Below are 20,622 nucleotides of genomic sequence, written 5' to 3'. Positions count from 1 at the left end.
CCCAAGACGAAGCTCCAGTGCTTCATGGGTTGGGGCTGGTAACCGGCATTGATGACAGTTTGAGCAAGGTTTTCAGACGGGACTGTGTCGAAGCGAAAAAGCTTTTGCGACAAGGCGGAAAAGGTTGTGGGATAAGGGGTTGCGATGAGCGAACCTGTGGTTTTGTGATCACAGGTGAGGTGAAAGACGGAGGGTGGCGACGTTGGCACACCGATAGCGAGGATACCCACCACCGCATCTAGGGCGAGTTACTTTCAGATTGAATTCGGTGGCCTAAAGAAAAAACCCCTCACCCGGGCCTGCGGCCCACCCTCTCCCCTTAAAAGGGGCGAGGGGAAGTAAGTTGTGACCCAATAATATTATGCCGGGTCGGCGGCGGCGAAGTGGGCCATTTGGTCGGCGTGGGCCTTGACGAAGGCCGGGCGGGCCGTGGCGCGGGCGACATAGGCGCTGCAAGCGGGATAGGTTTTCAGGCCGCCGAAGCGATCGACGAGACGCAGCACGTCCGCCATGAGGATGTCGGCAATGGAGAAGGTCCCGACCAGCCATTCGCGGGCGGCGAGGACGGTCTCCATGTGCTTCAAGCGGGTTTCGAGGAAGCCGTCGAAAAACTTGCGCATCGGGTTTTCTGCCGTATCGCCGGAGAACATGAAGAAGGACCAGGGTTGGCTGGCGGCCTCGACGGAGGCGAGCGCTGCGAACAGCCACTCCTTGACGTCGCTGCGGCCGCGCGGATCGGCGGGCATCAGTTTGTCGCTCAGTTCGCCGAGGTGGAGCAGGATGGCGCCGCTCTCGAAGATCGACAGGTCGCCGTCGGTCAGCCACGGTATCTGGCCGAAGGGTTGGTGGGCGAGGTGCTCGGGGCCGCGATCGTGAAACGGTGTGCTTTGGACGCGATAGGGCAAGCCGGCCTCTTCCAGGGCCCAACGGACGCGCAGGTCGCGGACAAAGCCGCGCGGCATGTCGGGAACCCAGTCGTAGGTGGTGAGGACGATGTCGGTCATGCGGGATCTCCGAGGAAAGTATCGAGTTTGTCGAACCAGCCGCTCCAGCCCAGGTGGTGGCTTTCACGGGCGGCTTCGTCGGGAAGCTGTTCGTGGATCAGGGTCAGTTCGGTGCCGCCATCGAGCGGTCTGAGCAGGAAGGTGACGAGGGATTCGCGTTCCGCCGAGCCGGGCCATTCCCAGGTGAAGACGAGCTTCTTGTCCGGGGTCACTTCCCGATAGACACCGGTCGGGTTGTGCTAATCGCCGTTGAGCAGGCGGAACACGATGCTGAAGCGGCCACCCGGGCGGACATCGGCCTCGGCCTTGAGGGTCGGGCCGGCGTCGGGGCCCCACCATTGCAGCATAAGTTTGGGCTCGGTGATGGCGGCCCACACTCTGGCGGGGGCGGCCTTGATGCGGCGTACGATGGTGACGCTGGGCAGGGTCATGGTTGGTCGTCCTTTTCAACGAGGGCAACGAGGCGGTCGAGGCTGACCGTCCACAGGTTTTCATAGCGGCTGAGCCAGGCCATCGCTTCCTGCATGGGGCCGGTGGCGATATTGACCGAGACGGTGCGACCGGTCTTGGCGCGGGTGATCAGGCCGGCGTCGGACAGGACGTCGAGGTGTTTCATCAGGCCTGGGAGTTTGAGCGATAACGGCTGGGCGATGTCGGTGACGGACAGGCCGGGTTCATCCTTGAGGCGCAGGAGGATGGCCCGGCGCGTGGGATCGGCCAGGGCTGAGAATGTACGGTCGATGTCGGATAATTGATACTTCACCATGTAGTGAAGTATTGCGGAAAGCGTGGGCAGAGTCAAGAGGTTGGCTTCCCAGTGACTGAAGGAGCCATCGCAGCATGTTTTCAACCTGAATCGGTGGCCTTAATAAAGGACCCCTCACCCGGCAGGCTGAAGCCTGCCACCCTCTCCCCTTGAAAGGGGCGAGGGGAAGATAGAAGGGCTTTCGATAGCTTTAGTTTTGAGATTTCAGGCCGACGACGCGGCCGGGCATGCCGGCGGCGTCGAAATAAGTCTTGCCGGCGAAGGCTTGGGCTTCGAGGATGGTGACGAAGCCGTTGGCGGCCGGCTGCGAGCGTTTGGTGACGGGTTCGCTCTGGCCGGCGTCGCCGCCATCCTTCAGGGCTTCGGTGGCGATGCGGCCGGTGAGCGATCCTTGCGCCGGGAGGTCGAGGCCGAGGATGTGGGCCAAGGTTGGGGCCAGGTCGGCATTGGAGATCGGCGCGCTATCGACGAAGCCCGTCTTGAAGTCGGGACCGATGGCGGCCATGAAGTTGTGGCTTTCGGCGCGGCTCAAGGAACCGTGGGTCCCCTGCCCTTGCTGCTGGGCGCCGTCGGCGACGACCACGGCGCACAGTTCCGGATCGGCGCAGCCGGTCGAGAAGGTCTTGAAGCTGATATAGATGGCCGGGCGCGGCGTCTTGCTGGAGCCGGTCAGGCCGATGTCGGAGAATTTCAAAGCGCCCGGGATATCGCCTAGGCTGTCGTCGGCGAACAGGCCGCCGGTATAATCCTGTTGCGACAGAGCGGCGATGATCTTGGGCGCCAGGGTCGTGGCCTTCGCCTGGTCAAGATAGATGATGTCGGAGCCGCCGCCGCTGACGATCATCACGTCGGGATGTTTCGGGTCATTGCCGAGCAAGGCGCCGCCGTGTGGGTGATCGACCTTCAGATCGATTTCCAGGCCGTTGGCGTCCCAGATCTTCATGCCGAGCGTCTTGGCGATGTCGATGGCGACATAGCCCAACGGCAGATAGCCCGGGAGGGTATCGGCGGAGAAGTTCATCTTTGTCGCCGCGGCGGTCTTGGATTGCTTGGAGATGGTGGCGAAGCCGTGGTCGGCGGTGACGATAATGTCGGTCGTGTCGTAGAGGCCGAGCGATTTCAGCGTGTCGATCAAGGCCTGAAGATTGTCAGACGCATTGCGAATAGCAGACATACTGGTCGGTCCGTTAATGCCGGGCGTCAGTTCATTCAGGCTGTCGCCTTCATTATGCTGGGTGCCGTCAGGGTCGCGCGACCAGTAGACCAGGGCGAAGGGTTTGCCGTCGGCGGCGAATTTCGGCAACACGGCCTTGGTGGCGACGCCGACGAACCAATCCTGCTGCTGCTTGTTAGGCACCTGGACGCCCGGCATGTTGTAGGCGCCGCCCCAGCCGTTGAGGCCGCGGTCGGGGGTGCGGGCATCGAGGCCGGCCGCCGCGATGGCGGCCTTGACGTCGTCGCTGATCGGCACGTGGTTGGGCGATTTGGAGCCGGTTTCGTCGTCGATAATGATGGTCGATTTGCCGTCGCCGGCGGCCAGGTCCTGGATCAGGATGGGGCCTTCCTTGCCGATGGCGGCGGTGTTGTAGCCCTTGGCGCGCGCCGCGGCCAGCAGGCTTATTTCGTTGAGATAGTTGCCGCCCATCAGGCTGTTGTATTCGAGCAGGACGCCGTCGTCCTCCATGTCGCCGATCAGGCTGTTATAAGCGGACTTCAGCGGCGGCAGGCCGAGATACATGTTGTTGGAGAATTCACCGGTGTCGCCGATGCCGTGGCCGGTGGCGATCGCCGAGGCGTTGACCGTGGTGACAGTCGGATAGACCGAATGCGAATTGTGGAAGTCGACGCCGTCGCGGCGGATGGCGGCGAAGGTCGGGGCATTGTCGTCATTGACGATGCCGGAGCGCAGGCCGTCGGCGACGAAGATAATGACATTGTGCGGTTTGGCTTCCTGCGCCAGGACGGGTTGGGCAAGAAGGGCCGACAGGGCCAGCGCGGCAGGAGCGAATTTCATGGCAGTCTCCGGACAAGGATGGCGCCCTTCTAGGACCGCTCCATGACAGTGCTGTGACGAAGACGCACACAAACCGTGAAGGGAGATGGGGAATTAACACTTGATCCCGAGGTTCCTTATCCGTATGTGTCCGGCCGTTTGCGCGCAGGGTCGCGCCGAGTCTTTATTTCAGATTTTAGGAGCCGAACCATGACATCCGAATTGCTGCCAGGTTGCACGGGGGTACTGGTCCTGGCTGACGGGACCGTGTTTCAAGGCATAGGCTGCGGCGCCACCGGCGAGGCTCTGGGCGAGGTCTGTTTCAATACGGCCATGACCGGTTACCAGGAAATCCTCACCGATCCGTCCTATATGGAACAGATCGTCGCCTTCACATTTCCCCATATCGGCAATGTCGGAGTCAATGTTGACGACGTCGAGCAACTGGGCAATGACCCCAAGCGCGCCGCCAAGGGCGCCATCTTTCGCGACGTGCCAACACCGCCGGCCAATTGGCGTTCCGAGATGAGTTTCGAGGACTGGTTGAAGGCGCGCGGCATTGTCGCCCTGGCCGGGATCGATACGCGCGCCCTGACCAAGCGCATCCGCGACCACGGCATGCCGCACGGCGTTATCGCCCATTCGCCGACCGGTACATTCGATTTGGAAGCCTTGACGGCGCGGGCGAAGGCGTGGGCAGGATTGAACGGTCTGGATCTGGCTTTAGATGCGACCAGCGCGCAATCGGCCGATTATCGCACCGACCTGTGGCAATGGCCGCAAGGCTATGAAGACGGAAAGAAGCATGACTTCAAGGTCGTGGTCATCGATTACGGCGTCAAGCAGAACATCCTGCGCGCCATTGTCGATATTGGCGCCGATGTGAAAATCGTGCCGGCCAAGACTTCGGCCGCGGAGATTCTGGCCATGCGTCCGGACGGTGTCGTTTTGTCCAATGGTCCGGGCGATCCGGCGGCGACGGGCGAGTATGCCGTGCCGGAGATTCAACAGTTGATTAAAGCCGGCGTACCGATCTTCGGCATTTGCCTGGGGCACCAGATGCTGGCCCTGGCGGTCGGCGCCAAGACGATCAAGATGGCGCAAGGCCACCATGGCGCCAACCACCCGGTTCAGGACATCACCACCGACAAGGTCGAGATCGTGTCGATGAACCACGGCTTCGCTGTCGATCGTGACAGCCTGCCCGAGGGTGTCGTCGAGACCCACGTGTCGTTGTTCGATGGGTCTAACTGCGGGATCGCTTTGACAGGCAAGCCGGTGTTCAGCGTCCAGCACCACCCGGAAGCCTCGCCCGGTCCCGTCGATTCGCTGTACCTGTTCGAGCGCTTTGCCCAAAATATGCGCGAGGCCAAGGTGCCGGCATAGGATTCAGGCGGCGCTGTCCGCGGCTGTGCCGGGTTTCCGGCAAGTCCATGAAAAGACAGCGCCGATTCGTTAAAATTGAGGGTTGCGTCACGGGGCCATAGGCTCTAAAGCACCCGCTTAGCCATAAAACATGCAGAGCCGGAACGGCTCGTTTCCTAGCAGGACTGTGATTCACAGCCCGCATTTTGCTTGCGCCTGTCTCAGGCGCTTTTGTGTACGAAAGACGACGATGCCCAAACGCACAGATATCAAGTCCATCCTCATTATCGGCGCCGGGCCCATCGTGATTGGCCAAGCCTGTGAGTTCGACTATTCCGGCGTCCAGGCGTGCAAGGCGCTGCGTCAGGAAGGTTACCGGATCATCCTGGTCAATTCGAACCCGGCGACGATCATGACCGATCCCGATGTCGCCGACGCCACCTATATCGAGCCGATCACACCGGAATTCGTCGAGAAGATCATCGCCAAGGAACGCCCGGACGCGCTTTTGCCGACCATGGGCGGCCAGACGGCGCTCAATACGGCCCTGGCGCTGGACGCGTCGGGCGTGCTGAAGAAGTACAATGTCGAGATGATCGGCGCCAAGGCCGAGGTCATCGACAAGGCCGAGGACCGGCAGAAGTTCCGTGACGCCATGGATAAGCTGGGCCTGGAATCGCCGAAGTCGCGCGCCGTCCACACCATGGATGAAGCCCTGGAAGCCCAGCCGTTTATCGGCTTGCCGGCAGTTATCCGCCCGTCCTTTACCCTGGCCGGCACCGGCGGCGGTATCGCCTTCAACATGGAAGAGTTCCGCGAGATCGTAGAACGCGGTCTCGACCTGTCGCCGACCACCGAAGTGCTGATCGAAGAATCGGTGCTGGGGTGGAAGGAATACGAGATGGAGGTGGTGCGCGACACCGCCGACAATTGCATCATCGTCTGTTCGATCGAAAACATCGACCCGATGGGCGTCCACACGGGGGATTCGATCACCGTGGCGCCGGCTCTGACCCTGACCGACAAGGAATACCAGATCATGCGGACGGCCTCGATCGCCGTGCTGCGTGAAATCGGCGTCGAAACCGGCGGTTCCAATGTCCAGTTCGCCTTGAATCCCGCCGATGGCCGCATGGTCGTCATCGAAATGAACCCGCGCGTGTCGCGGTCGTCGGCTTTGGCGTCGAAGGCCACCGGCTTCCCGATCGCCAAGATCGCCGCCAAGCTGGCGGTTGGTTACACGCTGGATGAGTTGAGCAATGACATCACCCAGGTGACGCCGGCTTCGTTCGAACCGTCGATCGACTATATCGTCACCAAGATTCCGCGTTTCGCCTTTGAGAAATATCCCGGCAGCGAAGCCGTCCTGTCGACCTCGATGAAGAGCGTCGGCGAGGTCATGGCCATCGGACGGACCTTTGCCGAGTCGGTACAGAAGGCCCTGCGCGGGCTGGAAACCGGCCTGTCGGGCTTTGACGAGATCGATATTCCGGGCGTCAAGGACGTCGAGCCGTGGGCCGTGCGCGAAGCAGTGATCCGCCAGTTGGGCATTGCCACGCCCGACCGTTTGCGGGTCATCGCCCAGGCCTTCCGCCACGGTTTGACAGTCGAGGATATCCAGGCGGCGTCGAGCTATGAGCCGTGGTTCCTGCGCCAGATCGAAACCATCGTCTCGGAAGAAGCCAAGCTGAAGACCCTGGGCTTGCCGGCCTCGGCGCAAGCCTTGCGCGCGCTCAAAGCCATGGGTTTTTCGGACAAGCGTCTGAGCGTTCTCACCGGCACGCCGGAAAAAGAGGTGCGCAAAACGCGTCAGGAGGCCGGCGTCCGTCCGGTTTACAAGCGCATCGATACCTGCGCCGCGGAGTTCGCTTCGAACACCGCTTATATGTATTCGACCTATGAATCGGGCGCCTTGGGCCAGATCCCGGAATGCGAGGCCGAGCCGACGGGGCGGAAGAAGGCGATCATCCTGGGCGGCGGTCCCAACCGCATCGGCCAGGGCATCGAGTTCGACTATTGCTGCTGTCACGCTGCCTTTGCCTTCAAGGACATCGGCGTCGAGGCCATCATGGTCAACTGCAATCCCGAAACCGTGTCGACCGATTACGACACCTCTGACCGCCTGTATTTTGAGCCGTTGACGGCCGAAGACGTGCTGGAACTGATCCATGTCGAGATGTCGAAGGGCGAGTTGATTGGCGTGGTCGTGCAGTTCGGTGGCCAGACGCCATTGAAGCTGGCGCAAGCCCTGGAGGACGAAGGTATTCCGATTTTGGGCACCTCGCCTGATGCTATCGACCTGGCCGAGGACCGCGAGCGCTTCCAGCATCTGCTGCGCGACATCAACCTGACACAGCCGATCAATGCCATTGCGCGGACGCCGGAAGAGGCCTTCAAGGCGGCGCACGAGGTCGGCTATCCCATCGTTATCCGGCCGTCCTATGTCCTGGGCGGCCGGGCGATGGAAATCATCCGCGATGACGAGCAACTGACGCGTTATGTGCGCGAAGCCGTGCAGGTATCGGGCGACTCGCCGGTGCTGATCGACCAGTACCTGTCGGCGGCCATCGAGGTCGACGCCGACGCCCTGGCCGACGGCACGGACGTATTCGTGGCCGGCATCATGGAACATATCGAAGAGGCCGGCGTGCACTCGGGCGACTCGGCCTGTTCGCTGCCGCCGTTTTCGCTGAAGCCGGAGACGGTTAAGGAACTGGAACGCCAGACGGTCGAGCTGGCGCGGGCCTTGAAGGTGCGCGGGCTGATGAACGTGCAGTTCGCCATCCTCGAGCCGTATTCGGCAACGCCGGAAATCTTCGTATTGGAAGTCAATCCGCGGGCGTCGCGGACCGTGCCCTTCGTCGCCAAGACCCTGGGCCAGCCTCTGGCCGGGATCGCCGCCAAGGTGATGGCCGGCGTGCCGCTGGCCAGTTTCGGACTGAAGCCGCGCGATTATCGCCATGTCGCCGTCAAGGAAGCCGTCTTCCCGTTCGCGCGCTTTGCTAATGTCGACACGGTGCTGGGGCCTGAAATGCGGTCGACCGGCGAGGTCATGGGGCTGGATTGGGTGCGCGACGGCGAAGAGATGATCGATGCGTTTTCGCGTGCCTTCGCCAAGTCGCAACTGGGCGCCGGTGTGACCTTGCCGCAGTCGGGCACGGTGTTCGTCTCGGTCAAGGATGCCGACAAGCCGGTGATCGTCGAGCCGATCCGCACGCTGCTGGGCCTCGGTTTCCGCGTCGTGGCGACCGGCGGTACGTGCGACTATCTGGCGTCGCAGGGGCTCGGGGTAGAACGGATCAAGAAGGTGCTGGAAGGCCGTCCCAATATATTGGACGCCATCAAGAACGGTGAGATCGCGTTGGTGTTCAACACCACCGAAGGCAAGCAGTCGCTGGCCGACTCGTTCTCGATCCGCCGCACGACCCTGATGATGAAAATCCCTTATTACACGACGGCTTCGGGCGCCGTGGCGGCGGCACGCGCCATCGCCAGCGGTTCGAAGGAAGAGCTCGATGTGCGGGCCTTGCAGGCGTACGCGTAAGCCTTTATCCTTCCGCAAAACCGTGGGGGCATAAGGATGCGGGCATTAGCGCTTTTCCTGGCATTGGGAGGCATGGGCTGCGCCGCGACGGCGTCAGCTCTGCCGCTTTGTGACGACAAGGTAACGGATGGGCTGGCCAGCCCTTCCATGGAACGTAATGCGCACCGGCTGACGCCGCCGCCCGAATCCATCGTCTATGCTTTCGACACCCGGAAAGCCTTCGGCTTTAGCTATCGCTACGTAGTCGACGAACAGGGCCTGGTTTCCTGCGTGACGCCGGGCTCGAAATACGATGACACGGCCTTCGACATGACGCCGCAACGGCAGTCCTATTTCGACAGCATGGTGGACTGGCGCTTTACACCCTTTGTGGTCGATGGCTCGGCCAAACCGGTATTTTTCGAGGGATATAAAAACGAGGAAGAACGCCCGCCTTATCATGTCATGCCGCCCGAGGGAGATGTTTCACAGGCCGTCATTACGGTCGGTTGGCAACCTCACCTTATTCAGCCACCTGGATTCGATATGACTATCAAGGGCGACGGCACCGTCGTTTATGATGGTGGCTTTGGCTCTTTCTGGGGTCGACAGACCTATCATATCGACCGGCCAAGGTTGATGCCATGATACAAGCGGCCAAAGGTGCCGATTTCTGGTCGTTGCGGGATACCTATCCCTTGTCCGCTTACGTGGTTGATGGCCCTTCTTTCTCGACAGTCGGAATAACTTTAGGCGGGCGATCTAAATCACTGAATGACGACGGTGGAGAAGGTGTGCCACTCGCGGGTGCGCGTTTGTTTTGGAAGATTTACGACCTCTCCAACGCAAAAATATGGGCCGACACCAGTGAGGACACGGTCGCAGAGCTGGCAATGAGCGGTTTCGATTTCAGATCGCCCAAGGCCGCCGAGCTTTTGATGAATGTAATCGCCGATCCCAAGGCACCGGACAGCCTGGCGGCCGACCTGATGGCACGCGGCGCGCCGCAGGACCGTGTCGTCCGCGGTTATCCGTTCGACGCTTCGCTGCTGAACGCCGCCATCAGCGGACGACGCTTTGCCATGGCAAACGAGCTGATCGATGATGGTGCATTTCTTGACAACGGCAAGGTAGACCGTTCGCGCGTTACCCGAGCCCTGGCCCACGCCGTGCAGTCCGGATCGCCGGCCATGGTGGACCGCATTTTGGCTTTTAAACCGGCCTTGATCATTCGCCGCAACGATGCGACGCAGCAGGTAGACCCCATTATTACCTTCGTTCGCCCTTCAAGCCGGGCGGACGATCAGCAAGCCTTAATTGCAATTACACAAAGCCTGCTGAATGCCGGCGCCGATATCAACAGCCGCGATACTTTCGGTGACAGCGTTCTGAACCACGCCGCCAATTCGGCAGCTGACGACTGGCTACGCTGGCTGATCGCACACGGCGCCGAGGTAAATGGCAAGACAGACAATGCCTCGCCCGCGGTTGGTGTCTTCGGAGCCTATGATGAAGACACGATTGTCATTCTTCTGGAGGCCGGCGCCGATATCAGCGACCCGGAAACTCTGGCCTCTCTTGTCAATGCTGCGAAATTCGATCATCAGACAAAGGTGCGGGCCTGGCTCCAAGCCCATGGCAAGTGGCCGGCCGGCGAACCGTAGGCCTGCAGGAATATAAGGGCCTGGCTTACGCGTAATCCGTATTGAGACCGACCGCTTTCTCTGATAATTCCGTGGAACACAGTTCTGCGAGGTAAGATTATGCATCGGTCTTCGTTTGTTCATCGCCGCGCATTTCTGGCCGGCTCCGGTGCGGTTGTGGCAGGCGCCATGGTCGCTCCGGTCGTGGCCAGCCCAGCATTGGCCGTGCCGCAGGTCGACAGTGTCGCCATTCAAGTGGTTGTCGACGCGGCAACCTTCGGGCCGTTTCTCGACGATATAATCCGTCCGGGTCTGCACGTCGAGCGCCACACCGGCACGGCGCCGGTCACCGCGGACGGTCATATGTCGCGCAAGGCACTGTGGGGCGAGTTCGGCCTCTCGCTGCTGGCGGAATCGTCCATGGGCGGTCAGACGCGCCGGGTCTTGGTCGACTTCGGTTATACGCCGGAGGCCCTGGCCAATAACCTGGCTTTGCTGGGCATCGATCCGCATCAGATCGACGCGACGGTCCTTAGCCATGGCCACCTGGATCACTACGGCGGCTTTCCCGGGCTGTTTGCCAATGCCGTCAAGAAAGACCGCCACGTGCCGTTTATTGCCGGCGGCGAAGAAACCTTTTGCGAACGCCTGGCCATGATCGACAAGTCGCCACGCATCATGGGCGCACTCGACCGGTCGGAGTTGGCCAAGGCGGGATTCGATGTCGAAATTCGTCCAGAACCGTCCATTCTTGTCGATCAGGCTTTCACCACCGGTATCATCCCGCTTGAAACCACCGAGCGGACGGCCATTCCGACGCAGATGCGGCCAGGCATCGGTTGCGAAGCGCGATTGCTGTCGGCGGCCAAGCGGGATGTCGAACAATTGCCCGACGATGGCGAGCACGAACTGGCGACCTGTTACGCCGTAAAGGGCCTGGGCCTCGTGGTGATTGTGTCGTGCGGGCATCGTGGCGTACTGAATTCGATCAGACGCGCCCAGGCGATATCGGGGATCGACAAGGTGCACGCGGTCGTCGGCGGCTTCCATCTGGTCAAACCCAGGACCGAGGACGAAGCGCGGCAGACGGCCCAGGCCATGGTCGCAATCGACCCGACCTATATCATCCCGATGCATTGTACGGGCGAGGTGTTTATCGCTGAGGCTCAGCGCCTCATGCCCGACAAGGTGATCCGGCCCTATGTCGGTAACAGGATCACCTTCGCCGTTAGCTAACGCGGGACGCAGCACCCACCGTCGCGTCAGGGTGAACCGGCCCCGTCAAGCGTCAGTAACGGGACAAGGGAGCTCGCCCCCTTGTCGTAACAAAATGTCACTGGATCACGCTCTTGTGAAGTTGTGCAAATCAGCTATGATTGCGCCGCAATAAAGTGAGCCCTGCAGCTTGCCATAAAAGCGCCGTTACCTCCGGGCAAAAGGTCCGAAAATAAGCGGCGACCGGCGTAGTGGTACGAGCCATGCAGGTGCCTTGCGACAACAAGCCTCCGTCCGAGTTCGAAACACCATGCGTTTGCCCAACTGGCGCTCTCTGAGCCAGCCTCTTGCCATCCTGAAATCGCTGCCGGCGCCGGTGCAGAACGGCCTGTTCGCGGCGCTGTGCGTGCTGACGCCGGTGCTGCTGTTCACGGCCTTTTTCGACTGGAACGTCGTCAATCCGACGCGAATCGGCTGGTTGATGCAGGCCGATTGGGGGCAACATGTCCTGGGTTGGAACGCTTTCCGCCATGTGTCGTGGTCGTCGTTCAATCACGAAAGCCTCTTGGGCGCACCGGTCGGCAATACGATCGTGTCGACCGATTCCAATCCTTTATTCGCCTTTATTTTCAAGCCGTTCCGCGACTTTTTGCCGGCGGATTTCCAGTATATCGGGCCGTGGTTCCTGTTCTGCGTCTGCATGCACGTCATCTTTGCCTATAAGCTGATCCGGCCGCACGCGCCGGGCAAGTGGACGGCCCTGGGCGGCGCGGTTGCCCTGTCGGCCCTGCCGATGCTGTATTATCGCATGCGCCACGACACCCTGGTGGCGCAGTGGCTGATCCTGTGGGCGTTGCACCTGTTCATCAATGTCCGCGACGACGAACTGGCCGATCCCGAAGCTAAGGGCGTGTGGCGCCGGCTGGGCAGCTGGTTCGCCAGGGCGCCGAAGATGCGCGGCTATGCGGCGCTGCTGGGCATTACCGGCATGATCCACCCCTATATCCTGTTCATGGTGGCGGCGATCTGGGGCGGCGACGTGCTGAAGCGTTTCGTGCCGGCCGCCAAGGCGATGGACCGCAAGGTCATTTTCGACACGATCCTGCGCGCGCTGTTTGTGTTCATCTGGGCCGTCCTGGCGCTCTATATCGCCGGCAGTTTCACCAAGGGCATGAGTCCCGGCGCCGGCGGTTACGGCTTCTATTCCTTCCCGCTCGACGGCTGGTTCAATCCGGTCGAATCCAACTTCTCGTCGATCCTGCGCGCCTGGCCGCTGGATGCCGGTCAGTCGTTCGAGGGTTATCAATATCTCGGTTTCGGCCTGATCGTACTGATCGTGGCGGCGGTCGTGCTGTATGTCATGACGCCGGAAGCCAAACAGGCGAAGGGTTTTCTGATCGGCCTCAAGCCGCTAACCCTGCCCTTCGTCGCCTTGTTCATCATCGCCATGTCGAACCATCCGCAATTCTACGGCATGGACATCTTCAAGATCGGCGTGCCGGACTTCCTGGGCGGGCCGCTGGCCGTGTTGCGGGCGTCGGGGCGGCTTGTGTGGCCGATCACCTATTGCATGGTGTTGACGGCGCTCGTGGTGCTGTTCAAGAGCCGTCCGCGGACCATCGCCATCATGCTGCCGCTGGTTCTGGTGGTACAGGCCTACGATCTGCAGGGCTTTTCGGCCGCCATGCGCAAGGCGACCAGCCAGGCCGCCAGTTCGCAGGTGTTTTACAAGACGCCTTCGCCGGTGTGGGACGAGCTGGTCACGAAGGCGTCGGGGATCGACTTCTATCCGGCCAATGTCCATTTCGACGACAAGCTGTTCTACGAGCTGACCTGGCGCGCGACGTCGCAGACCAAGCCGGTCAACACCATGTATGCGGCGCGCGAAAACATTATTCAGATCGCCAATCAGGAAGCCGGCATGGACGCCTTCAAGCGCGGCGTCGTCAATGGCGACCACCTGTTCGTCTTCCTCAAGCAGTGCGACGCGCCGGCCAGCCTGCAGCCACGTCTGCGCATGCTGGACGGTGTCTGGATCATTCCGCCCGACGCCGCCAAGGATATCGACCTGCCGAAGCCCGTGTGGGCGCCGATCAAGTCGCAGGTCCGCTTCGGCTGGCTGGACCAGGGCACCTGCATGCTGGACAATAACTGGTCGCGTCCGGACACCAACGGCGTGTGGAGCGAAGGCCCGCAGGCCGACGTGGTCATTCCCATCAAGCATGTCACCTTCGACACGCCGCGGCCCAAAGCGCTGGATCTCAAGCTGCGCGCCATGAGCCACAAGCCGGTGACGGTCAATGTCCTGGTCAACGGTATCAAACTGTCGACGATCGATCTCAGCCACGCCGTGAGCGACAATGTCATCCACCTGCCGACGTCTGTCCTGCGCGGTGAAACCCTCAAGGTGCGCTTCGAAGTCGAGACGCCGAAGGGTGACGAGCCCGCCGTCAAGCCGGTCGCGAAGACCGGCCGTGGCGGGGCTTCGTCGTCAAGCGCGGCGCCCGAAATCGACAACGCGGCGTCTTACGGCATCAAGCTGATGAACATGACTTTGGTCGATCCGACGGCCATACCTGTGCCGGCCACAACAGTGGCCCTGAAAGGGTAAGTTGCCGGGCGGAAGGCGCCCAGCAACAAACTTCTTCCAAAATTGCAAAAATCAAATTATAAGGGCGCGGACCTTAATCTTGTGCACTGCGAAGCGCGCAGGGTTTCGAGTCTTTCATCGCTAAATCATTAGCCCGACCGGTTGTAGTCACCCTCAACCGCCGTTGGGTTTTTTTGTCATTCCTCAGGGTGGATAAAGATACTAATCGCACATGGAAAAAGTGCCGATGACCGTCGCGGGCTACCAGGTTCTCGACGATGAATTGAAGCGTTTGAAGTCGATTGAGCGGCCCAGCGTTATCGCTGCGATCAGCGAAGCGCGCCAGCATGGCGACCTCTCCGAAAACGCCGAATATCACGCTGCCAAAGAGCGTCAAGGTTGGGTCGAAGGCCAGATTGCCGACATCGAAGACCGGATCAGCCGTGCTCAGGTGATCGATGTCACCAAGCTGTCGGGCCGTAATGTCAAGTTCGGCGCCACGGTTACCGTGGTTGACGAGGACACCGACGAGGAAGGCCGTTATCAGGTCGTGGGCGACCACGAGGCCGACGTCAAGCTGGGCAAGATCTCGCTGTCGTCGCCGCTGTCGCGCGCCATGATCGGCAAGGAAGTCGGCGATGTCGTCGAGGTCCAGACCCCCGGCGGCGTCAAGGCCTACGAAATCCTCAAGGTCGAGTGGATCTGACGCAAACATGACGGCGCGCCCCATAACCATCTGGGCCGTGTCGGACGGGCGCGCGGGCATCCAAAATCAGGTATTGGGACTGGCGGAAGCCGTGGCGAGGATCGTTCCCGCCACGGTTTTGACGCGTCATATCCGCTACGCGCCTGCCTTTGCCTGGCTGCCGTCGGGGCTGAAGCTGTGGCCAGACGCCATGTTGGCCAAGGGCAGCGAACCCTTATGCGCGCCCTGGCCCGATATCTGGATCGCCGCGGGGCGGGCGACCATTCCGCACAGCGTACAGATGCGCGGGCGATCCGGCGGGCGGACAATGGTCGTTCAGCTGCAGGATCCGAAATGGGATGTCCACGCTTTTGATCTGGTCATCGCGCCGGAGCACGACCATGTCGAGGGCGGCAATGTCCTGTCCCTGATCGGATCGACCAACCGGATTTCAGCCGAGCGTTTGGCGCAGGATTATGCAACGTGGCGGGCGCGGATCGAAGCCCTGCCGCAGCCGCGCGTGGCCGCTTTGATCGGCGGCAAGTCGAAAGCCTTCGATCTCGACGCCGGGCGGGCCGGAATTATCGCTCATGAGATTCACGGCGCCATCAGCCAGAGTGGTGGCAGCCTGCTGCTGACCCTGTCGCGGCGGACGCCCGAGGAGGCGCGCGCCGTCTTTGCCGAGGTCTTGCGGGACGTGCCGGGGATCATCTGGGACGGCGACGGCGGCAACCCTTATTTCGCTTTCCTGCACGTCGCCGACCGTTTCCTGGTCACCGAGGATTCGGTCAATATGGCGACCGAGGCCGCGGCGACAGGCAAGCCGGTGCAGATCATCAGCCTGGAGCGGCGGTCGCTGTCGTCGGGCGAGAAATTCGAGGATTTTCATGAAGTGCTGCGGGCGCGCGGGGTATCGCATCCGTTCGATGGGACCTTGCGCGGGGAGGCCTATCCGCCGCTGCGCGAGACCGAACGGGCGGCGGAGCATGTCGTCGGTTTATGGCGCAAAAAAAGCGGCGAAGGCTGAGCCCTCGCCGCTTTCTAACAAGATTGTCTTCGCTTAGACGCGTCGACCGCTGAGCATACGTCCGACCGCGATCAGGATACAGGCGCCGACGATACCGGCGATGAGGTAACCCAGAATACCGCCGAAACCGATACCGATCATGGCGAAAAGAGCGTTGGCGACGATGGCGCCGACAATACCCATAATGATGTTCATCAGAAGCCCTTGATTGGACTTCATGATCTGTTCGGCGGCCCAACCGGCGACGGCGCCGACGATGATGGCCAGCAGCCATCCAACCTGTTGTTCGTGCATATTCGTACCCTTTATATTGACAGCCCGCAAAGTGCGGATCGAGAGCAAGATTACCGCAGGCAAAAAACTTTTGAGATACGGGGAGCCCGTCGAGGATGTAAGGTTTTCGAAAAGCAGCGTGCCCGCCGGGATTCATCGTGACAATCGCGGTGACAGTTCCTATCTAGAGGGCTGTTAACCTTTAGCGATTCCGAGAGTCCCATGTCAGCACCCCGCTCCGTTCGTTGCGCCATTATCGGCACCGGCCCTGCCGGCTGGACCGCCGCCATCTATGCGGCACGTGGCCTGTTGGCGCCGATCATCTTCACGGGCCCCCAGGACGGCGGACAGCTGACCATCACCACCGATGTCGAAAACTATCCGGGTTTCGCCGAGGTCGTGCAGGGCCCATGGCTGATGGACCAGATGCGCGACCAGGCCGTCCATATGGGCACGGAAGTCATCGGCGAGATCGTTACCAAGGCGGATCTGTCCAAGCGGCCGTTCCTGCTGGAAACCGAAAGCGGCGCGCAATTCCTGGCCGAGACCGTCATCATCGCCACCGGGGCCCAGGCCAAATGGCTGGGGATCGAGTCGGAAAAGACCTATCAGGGCTTCGGCGTCTCGGCGTGCGCGACCTGCGACGGCTTCTTCTATCGCAACAAGGTCGTGGCCGTGGTCGGCGGCGGTAATACAGCCGTCGAAGAGGCGCTGTTCCTGACCAAGTTCGCTTCCAAGGTTTATCTCTTCCATCGCCGCGATCAGCTGCGCGCGGAGAAAATCCTGATCGAGCGCATGATGCACGATCCGAAGATCGAGCCGATCTGGAACGTAGCGATCGATGAAATCCTTGGCGAAAGCAATGAATTCGGCGGTATGGGTGTCACCGGCGTCCGGTTGGAGAACGTCCAGACCGGCGAACATCGCGTCATCGATCTCGACGGCGTCTTCATCGCCATCGGCCACGCGCCGGCGTCCAGCCTGTTCGAAGGCCAGTTGGAAACCAAGACCGGCGGTTATCTGGTCGTCGAGCCCGGCACGCCGAAGACTTCGATCCCCGGCGTCTACGCCGCCGGCGACGTTACCGACGACGTCTATCGCCAGGCCGTCACAGCCGCCGGTATGGGCTGTCAAGCGGCCCTGGAGGCTGTGCGACTGCTGGCGGAGGAAGATCATCACCACGCGCTACTGACCGCGGCCGAGGTTGAGGAAGAATTTTCGCACCTGCCTCTTGAACGGCAAAAAGTCGCTACCAAATCATAAAGCGAAGGCGCCGACACCGGGTCTTCTGGTTGGCAGCGTTGCCCATATGGGGACGTGGATGTTCAACCAAATCAAACCTTTACGGGTTGCGATGACGCGCCTGTATTGCCTCGCTTCTTGAAGGAGAGCCCTATGCGTACTGCTATCGATTTTTCCCCCCTTTACCGTTCCGCCGTCGGCTTCGACCGCCTGGTCAACCTGCTCGACAGCGCCGCCCGCACGGAAGCCGCGCCGGGCTGGCCGCCGTACAATATCGAGCGCCTGGCTGCCGAAGGTGAAGGCGCCAACGACTCCTACCGCATCGAAGTGGCTGTCGCCGGCTTCAAGCCCGAACAGCTCAATATCGAAGTGAAGGAAAACGTCCTGACCGTCACCGGCAAGAAGGACGGCGATGAAGCCAATCGCACCTTCCTGCATCGTGGCCTAGCCGAACGTTCGTTCGAGCGTCGCTTCCAGTTGGCCGATCATATCCGCGTCACCGGCGCCGACCTGGCCAACGGCCTTCTGTCGATCGAACTGACGATCGAGATTCCGGAAGCCAAGAAGCCGAAGACGATCGCGATCAAGACTTCGGCGAACGACTCCGCGCCTGTGTTGCAGGCCGCCGAGTAATCTCTACCCCTTTCCCGGGATAGGCGTCCCGGGGAAGTTTCTACTTTCGTTTTTTCCCTGATCCCCCTGACCTCCGGCCCCTTCGATCGTCCCGCCCCTCCCCCGGCGACGTATCGGACGACAAGCCGGGGGTCTTTTTATTTGGGCGGCAGGGATGAAACGTAATCGCACGCCATGGCCATCAGCGAGGTGAAGGCCTCCGCCGGACAATCGTCTTCCAGGACGAAAAGAAAGCCCGGCATCCGGCGGTCGCCGTGGACCATGGGGCGGGTGCCGGTTATGGCCAGGGCCTTATCCTCATTGTCCTTGCCGACGCGGAACATGAACTGCTCCTGGCCGGTTTTGAGTGTCTTCAGTCCCATCAGCATATGGCCGGCGATCATGAAGATCACGCCGCCCATCATGCGCTTTTCGCTGGTCGTAACGCCGCCGGCCTGAAGGGCGTCGCGTATGCGCATGGCAGTAAGTTCGCTATAGGCCATGACCGTCTCCCATCGCTTCCCCAATCGTCGTGAAATCGGCGGCGCTGAGTTCCAGCACACCGAAGCGCAGACTGTAGCCCCAATTTTTGTCGCGTGTCAGGTCGAGTTTAGCGAGCAAGGGCTTGATCGGCTGTTCGTGGCCATCCAGCCAGGCGACGTCGCGGCGGAAGGGTTGGAAACCTTCCGACATGAAGCCCTGGTAAGGCTCCCCGTCCTTGATCGTACCGATGGCGGTAAAGCTCTGGAAACCGTCCTTGGCGCCCATCTTCTGCGACGGGGAATAATAGACGATGCCGTCGCCCGGCTTCATGCGTTTCAGTGGGCCTTGCTTGCCGTGATTGACCTGCATGAAGCCTTCGCTGCGCCCACGCCGGACGTGTTCGGCGCAGGCCACGGCCAGCCAGAATTTTACCACAGGTTCTTTCCGTCGAGGACGGTAACCGGAACCTGGCTGTAGTCGAAATCGTCGAACAGCCGGGCATTGACCGAAATATTGATATTGGCGAAGTCGGGCGAGCCGGTCGACCAGTCCGGCGAGCGGTTATAGGTCGTGCAGCCGCAGGTCGGGCAAAAATTATGTTCGACGATCATGCTTTGCCAGCGATAGGTCGCCGTCGATTTCGACGGCTCGAACGTGATCTGATCAGGCTTGTAATAGGCCCACAGACCGCCGCTTTTCGAGCAGATGCTGCAGGTGCATTGGGTCAGCGAAGTGGGCTCGGCCTCGACGGTAAATTTGGTGGCGCCGCAATGGCAACTGCCATGAATGGTCATGTTCATCTCCCATGGTTGTCAGGAGACAAGAATTACACGTCACTACTGCCAAAAAATGTCAGTATACTTTTTAATGCTCAAACGCCGCGAGGCTCGCCGCATAGGCGGCGGCGGGCAGTCGCCCTTGCCAAATGCTTCGCATTTGGAATGTCATTAGCTTGCTAATCGGCCGCGCAGACCGACGCAGGTGGCGTGTTCCAGCGCTTCAAGCTTCATCGAGGCGCCTTCGAGATTGGCGCGCGACAGATCGGCGCCTTCGAGCCGCGCCAGTTTCAGGTCGGCATCGGCCAGGTTGACACCGCGCATGCGGGCATCGCGCAGGTCCGCCGGCAATAAACGTGTTTCGTCGATCTTCAGCGCGCCAAGCTTGACGCCTTCGAGATTGGCGCCATCGAGCCGGGCCCGGGCCATGCGGACGCCGCGCAGGTCGGCGCCGGTCAGATTGCAGTTGCGCAGGTCGGCCTCTTCCAAGTGCGCGCCCTGGAGCTGGACATTGCGCATGTCGAGGCCGTAGAAGATGGCGCCCTTGGCCGACAGGGCGGTCAGGTTGAGGCCGCGGATCTGCCCCAGTGCGCGCAGATCGGCGCGATCGAAGGTCGAGGGCTTGCCCGATTTCCCGAGTGTGTCGACCCACAGGGCGTGGTCCTGCAGCATCTCACCATAGGGCAGGGATTTGACGTCGGTTCCGACGATCTTGTCGGTCAGGACGCCAGACATATCGGCCTGTTCGGTGCGCATCATGTCGGTCTTGGCGCCGATCATGACGGCGTCCTTCAGCGAGGCGCCGGTAAAGTCGGCGCCGGACAGGTCAGCGCCGGCCAAGTCGACATTGTCCATGATCGCCTGTTTCAGATTGGCACGGACCAGTTTGCACGACTTCATGGTGGCGTCGGTGAAGTCGGCCTTCATCGCCTGGATGCCGGACAGTTTCGAGCGTTCGAGATTGGCGCCGCGCAGATTGGCATAGGTCGCTTCGCTGGAGCGCATCGAGATTTCGACATAGGCCAGGCCGGCCTGTTTATCGGGCAGGGCCAGGGCGCCTTCGCGCAGGTCGGCTTCGTAGAGATCGCAGTTCGACAGGTTGGCGCCGCGCAGGCAGGCGCCGCGCAGGTCGACACGGCGCAGGCTGGCCCCGGTCAGGTTGGCCAGCTGCAAATCGGCGCAAAACAGGTTGGAGGTGTCGAGCACGCAGCCGCTCATATCGCAGTCGGACAGGATGGCGGCGGTGAAGTCGGCGTCCTTGATGACGCGGCCTTTCAGGCTGAGGCCCGACAGGTCGCACCAGGCGAAAACGGCGCGGCCGCCGCCCGGTTTCATGGTGACAAACCGCTCGTGCTTCAGGCAGATCTGATCGACCTGAGCCTGTGACAGCTTGGTATATCGGCCCTGGCCTGCCGTGGCGTTCAT

The 20,622-nt window shown here is 61.2% G+C and carries 18 protein-coding genes and 1 pseudogene; 10 read left to right on the top strand and 9 right to left on the bottom strand.

Annotated features, from left to right (window positions below; translation table 11 throughout):
• Positions 1 to 359: 359 nt before the first annotated feature.
• The 4 genes and pseudogenes from AC1DX3_RS11005 to AC1DX3_RS10990 form a co-directional block, all read right to left on the bottom strand.
• Complete coding sequence (locus AC1DX3_RS11005) at positions 360 to 1,004, bottom strand: glutathione S-transferase family protein (RefSeq protein WP_476989324.1); 645 nt, start codon at positions 1,002 to 1,004, stop codon at positions 360 to 362.
• A pseudogene (locus AC1DX3_RS11000) lies at positions 1,001 to 1,435 on the bottom strand (SRPBCC family protein). The gene AC1DX3_RS11005 and the pseudogene AC1DX3_RS11000 overlap by 4 nt, the downstream one beginning before the upstream one ends.
• On the bottom strand, positions 1,432 to 1,770 hold the full coding sequence (locus tag AC1DX3_RS10995; RefSeq protein ID WP_476989323.1) for an ArsR/SmtB family transcription factor: 339 nt from the start codon (positions 1,768 to 1,770) through the stop codon (positions 1,432 to 1,434). Before AC1DX3_RS10995 ends, AC1DX3_RS11000 begins: the two are co-directional and overlap by 4 nt.
• Before the next feature lie 190 nt (positions 1,771 to 1,960).
• Positions 1,961 to 3,784 carry an alkaline phosphatase family protein gene (locus AC1DX3_RS10990; protein ID WP_476989322.1) on the bottom strand — a complete coding sequence of 608 codons (1,824 nt, stop codon included), beginning with the start codon at positions 3,782 to 3,784 and terminating at the stop codon, positions 1,961 to 1,963.
• Positions 3,785 to 3,973: 189 nt separating this feature from the next.
• Here AC1DX3_RS10990 and carA point away from each other — a divergent pair, with 189 nt between their 5' ends.
• The 8 genes from carA to AC1DX3_RS10950 all read left to right on the top strand — a co-directional run bounded on the left by carA (position 3,974) and on the right by AC1DX3_RS10950 (position 15,811).
• Entirely contained in the window at positions 3,974 to 5,149 is a 1,176-nt protein-coding gene (gene carA, locus AC1DX3_RS10985) for a glutamine-hydrolyzing carbamoyl-phosphate synthase small subunit (protein WP_476989321.1), read from the top strand.
• Positions 5,150 to 5,378: 229 nt separating this feature from the next.
• Complete coding sequence (carB, locus tag AC1DX3_RS10980) at positions 5,379 to 8,672, top strand: carbamoyl-phosphate synthase large subunit (RefSeq protein ID WP_476989320.1); 3,294 nt, start codon at positions 5,379 to 5,381, stop codon at positions 8,670 to 8,672.
• A 36-nt stretch (positions 8,673 to 8,708) separates the two neighbouring features.
• Positions 8,709 to 9,299, top strand: a complete 591-nt coding sequence (locus AC1DX3_RS10975) for a hypothetical protein (RefSeq protein ID WP_476989319.1) — start codon at positions 8,709 to 8,711, stop codon at positions 9,297 to 9,299.
• A complete protein-coding gene (locus tag AC1DX3_RS10970; protein WP_476989318.1) occupies positions 9,296 to 10,315 on the top strand; it encodes a hypothetical protein in 1,020 nt (339 codons plus the stop codon). Before AC1DX3_RS10975 ends, AC1DX3_RS10970 begins: the two co-directional genes overlap by 4 nt.
• Positions 10,316 to 10,414: 99 nt before the next feature.
• Positions 10,415 to 11,530: an MBL fold metallo-hydrolase gene (locus tag AC1DX3_RS10965; protein WP_476989317.1), complete on the top strand. Its 1,116-nt coding sequence runs from the start codon at positions 10,415 to 10,417 to the stop codon at positions 11,528 to 11,530.
• Between the two features lie 289 nt (positions 11,531 to 11,819).
• The gene (locus AC1DX3_RS10960; protein WP_476989316.1) at positions 11,820 to 14,120 is read left to right on the top strand and encodes a DUF6311 domain-containing protein; all 2,301 of its coding nucleotides are present in this window, start codon (positions 11,820 to 11,822) and stop codon (positions 14,118 to 14,120) included.
• A 211-nt stretch (positions 14,121 to 14,331) separates the two neighbouring features.
• Positions 14,332 to 14,805, top strand: a complete 474-nt coding sequence (gene greA / locus AC1DX3_RS10955) for a transcription elongation factor GreA (protein WP_476989315.1) — start codon at positions 14,332 to 14,334, stop codon at positions 14,803 to 14,805.
• Positions 14,806 to 14,812: 7 nt separating this feature from the next.
• The gene (locus tag AC1DX3_RS10950; protein ID WP_476989314.1) at positions 14,813 to 15,811 is read left to right on the top strand and encodes a mitochondrial fission ELM1 family protein; all 999 of its coding nucleotides are present in this window, start codon (positions 14,813 to 14,815) and stop codon (positions 15,809 to 15,811) included.
• Positions 15,812 to 15,844: 33 nt separating this feature from the next.
• Here the strand turns inward: AC1DX3_RS10950 and AC1DX3_RS10945 are convergent, their stop codons facing one another.
• Complete coding sequence (locus AC1DX3_RS10945) at positions 15,845 to 16,105, bottom strand: GlsB/YeaQ/YmgE family stress response membrane protein (protein WP_476989313.1); 261 nt, start codon at positions 16,103 to 16,105, stop codon at positions 15,845 to 15,847.
• Positions 16,106 to 16,306: 201 nt separating this feature from the next.
• Between AC1DX3_RS10945 and trxB the strand changes: the two genes are divergently transcribed.
• Both trxB and AC1DX3_RS10935 read left to right on the top strand, forming a co-directional pair.
• Complete coding sequence (trxB, locus tag AC1DX3_RS10940; protein WP_476989312.1) at positions 16,307 to 17,347, top strand: thioredoxin-disulfide reductase; 1,041 nt, start codon at positions 16,307 to 16,309, stop codon at positions 17,345 to 17,347.
• Between the two features lie 132 nt (positions 17,348 to 17,479).
• On the top strand, positions 17,480 to 17,959 hold the full coding sequence (locus tag AC1DX3_RS10935; RefSeq protein ID WP_476989311.1) for an Hsp20 family protein: 480 nt from the start codon (positions 17,480 to 17,482) through the stop codon (positions 17,957 to 17,959).
• A 137-nt stretch (positions 17,960 to 18,096) separates the two neighbouring features.
• Here AC1DX3_RS10935 and AC1DX3_RS10930 read toward each other — a convergent pair whose 3' ends face one another.
• The 4 genes from AC1DX3_RS10930 to AC1DX3_RS10915 form a co-directional block, all read right to left on the bottom strand.
• Positions 18,097 to 18,441 carry a hypothetical protein gene (locus AC1DX3_RS10930; protein WP_476989310.1) on the bottom strand — a complete coding sequence of 115 codons (345 nt, stop codon included), beginning with the start codon at positions 18,439 to 18,441 and terminating at the stop codon, positions 18,097 to 18,099.
• Entirely contained in the window at positions 18,431 to 18,856 is a 426-nt protein-coding gene (locus tag AC1DX3_RS10925; RefSeq protein WP_476989309.1) for an EVE domain-containing protein, read from the bottom strand. The genes AC1DX3_RS10930 and AC1DX3_RS10925 overlap by 11 nt, the downstream gene beginning before the upstream one ends.
• Positions 18,850 to 19,215, bottom strand: a complete 366-nt coding sequence (locus AC1DX3_RS10920; protein WP_476989308.1) for a GFA family protein — start codon at positions 19,213 to 19,215, stop codon at positions 18,850 to 18,852. Before AC1DX3_RS10920 ends, AC1DX3_RS10925 begins: the two co-directional genes overlap by 7 nt.
• Positions 19,216 to 19,368: 153 nt before the next feature.
• Positions 19,369 to 20,622, bottom strand: coding sequence for a pentapeptide repeat-containing protein (locus AC1DX3_RS10915; RefSeq protein ID WP_476989307.1), 1,254 nt, complete (start codon positions 20,620 to 20,622; stop codon positions 19,369 to 19,371).

It is taken from the genome of Asticcacaulis sp. P2_B1 (assembly GCF_056404915.1).
The sequence above is the reverse complement of the archived record's forward strand: the minus strand, read 5'-3'. Positions and strand labels throughout refer to the sequence as shown.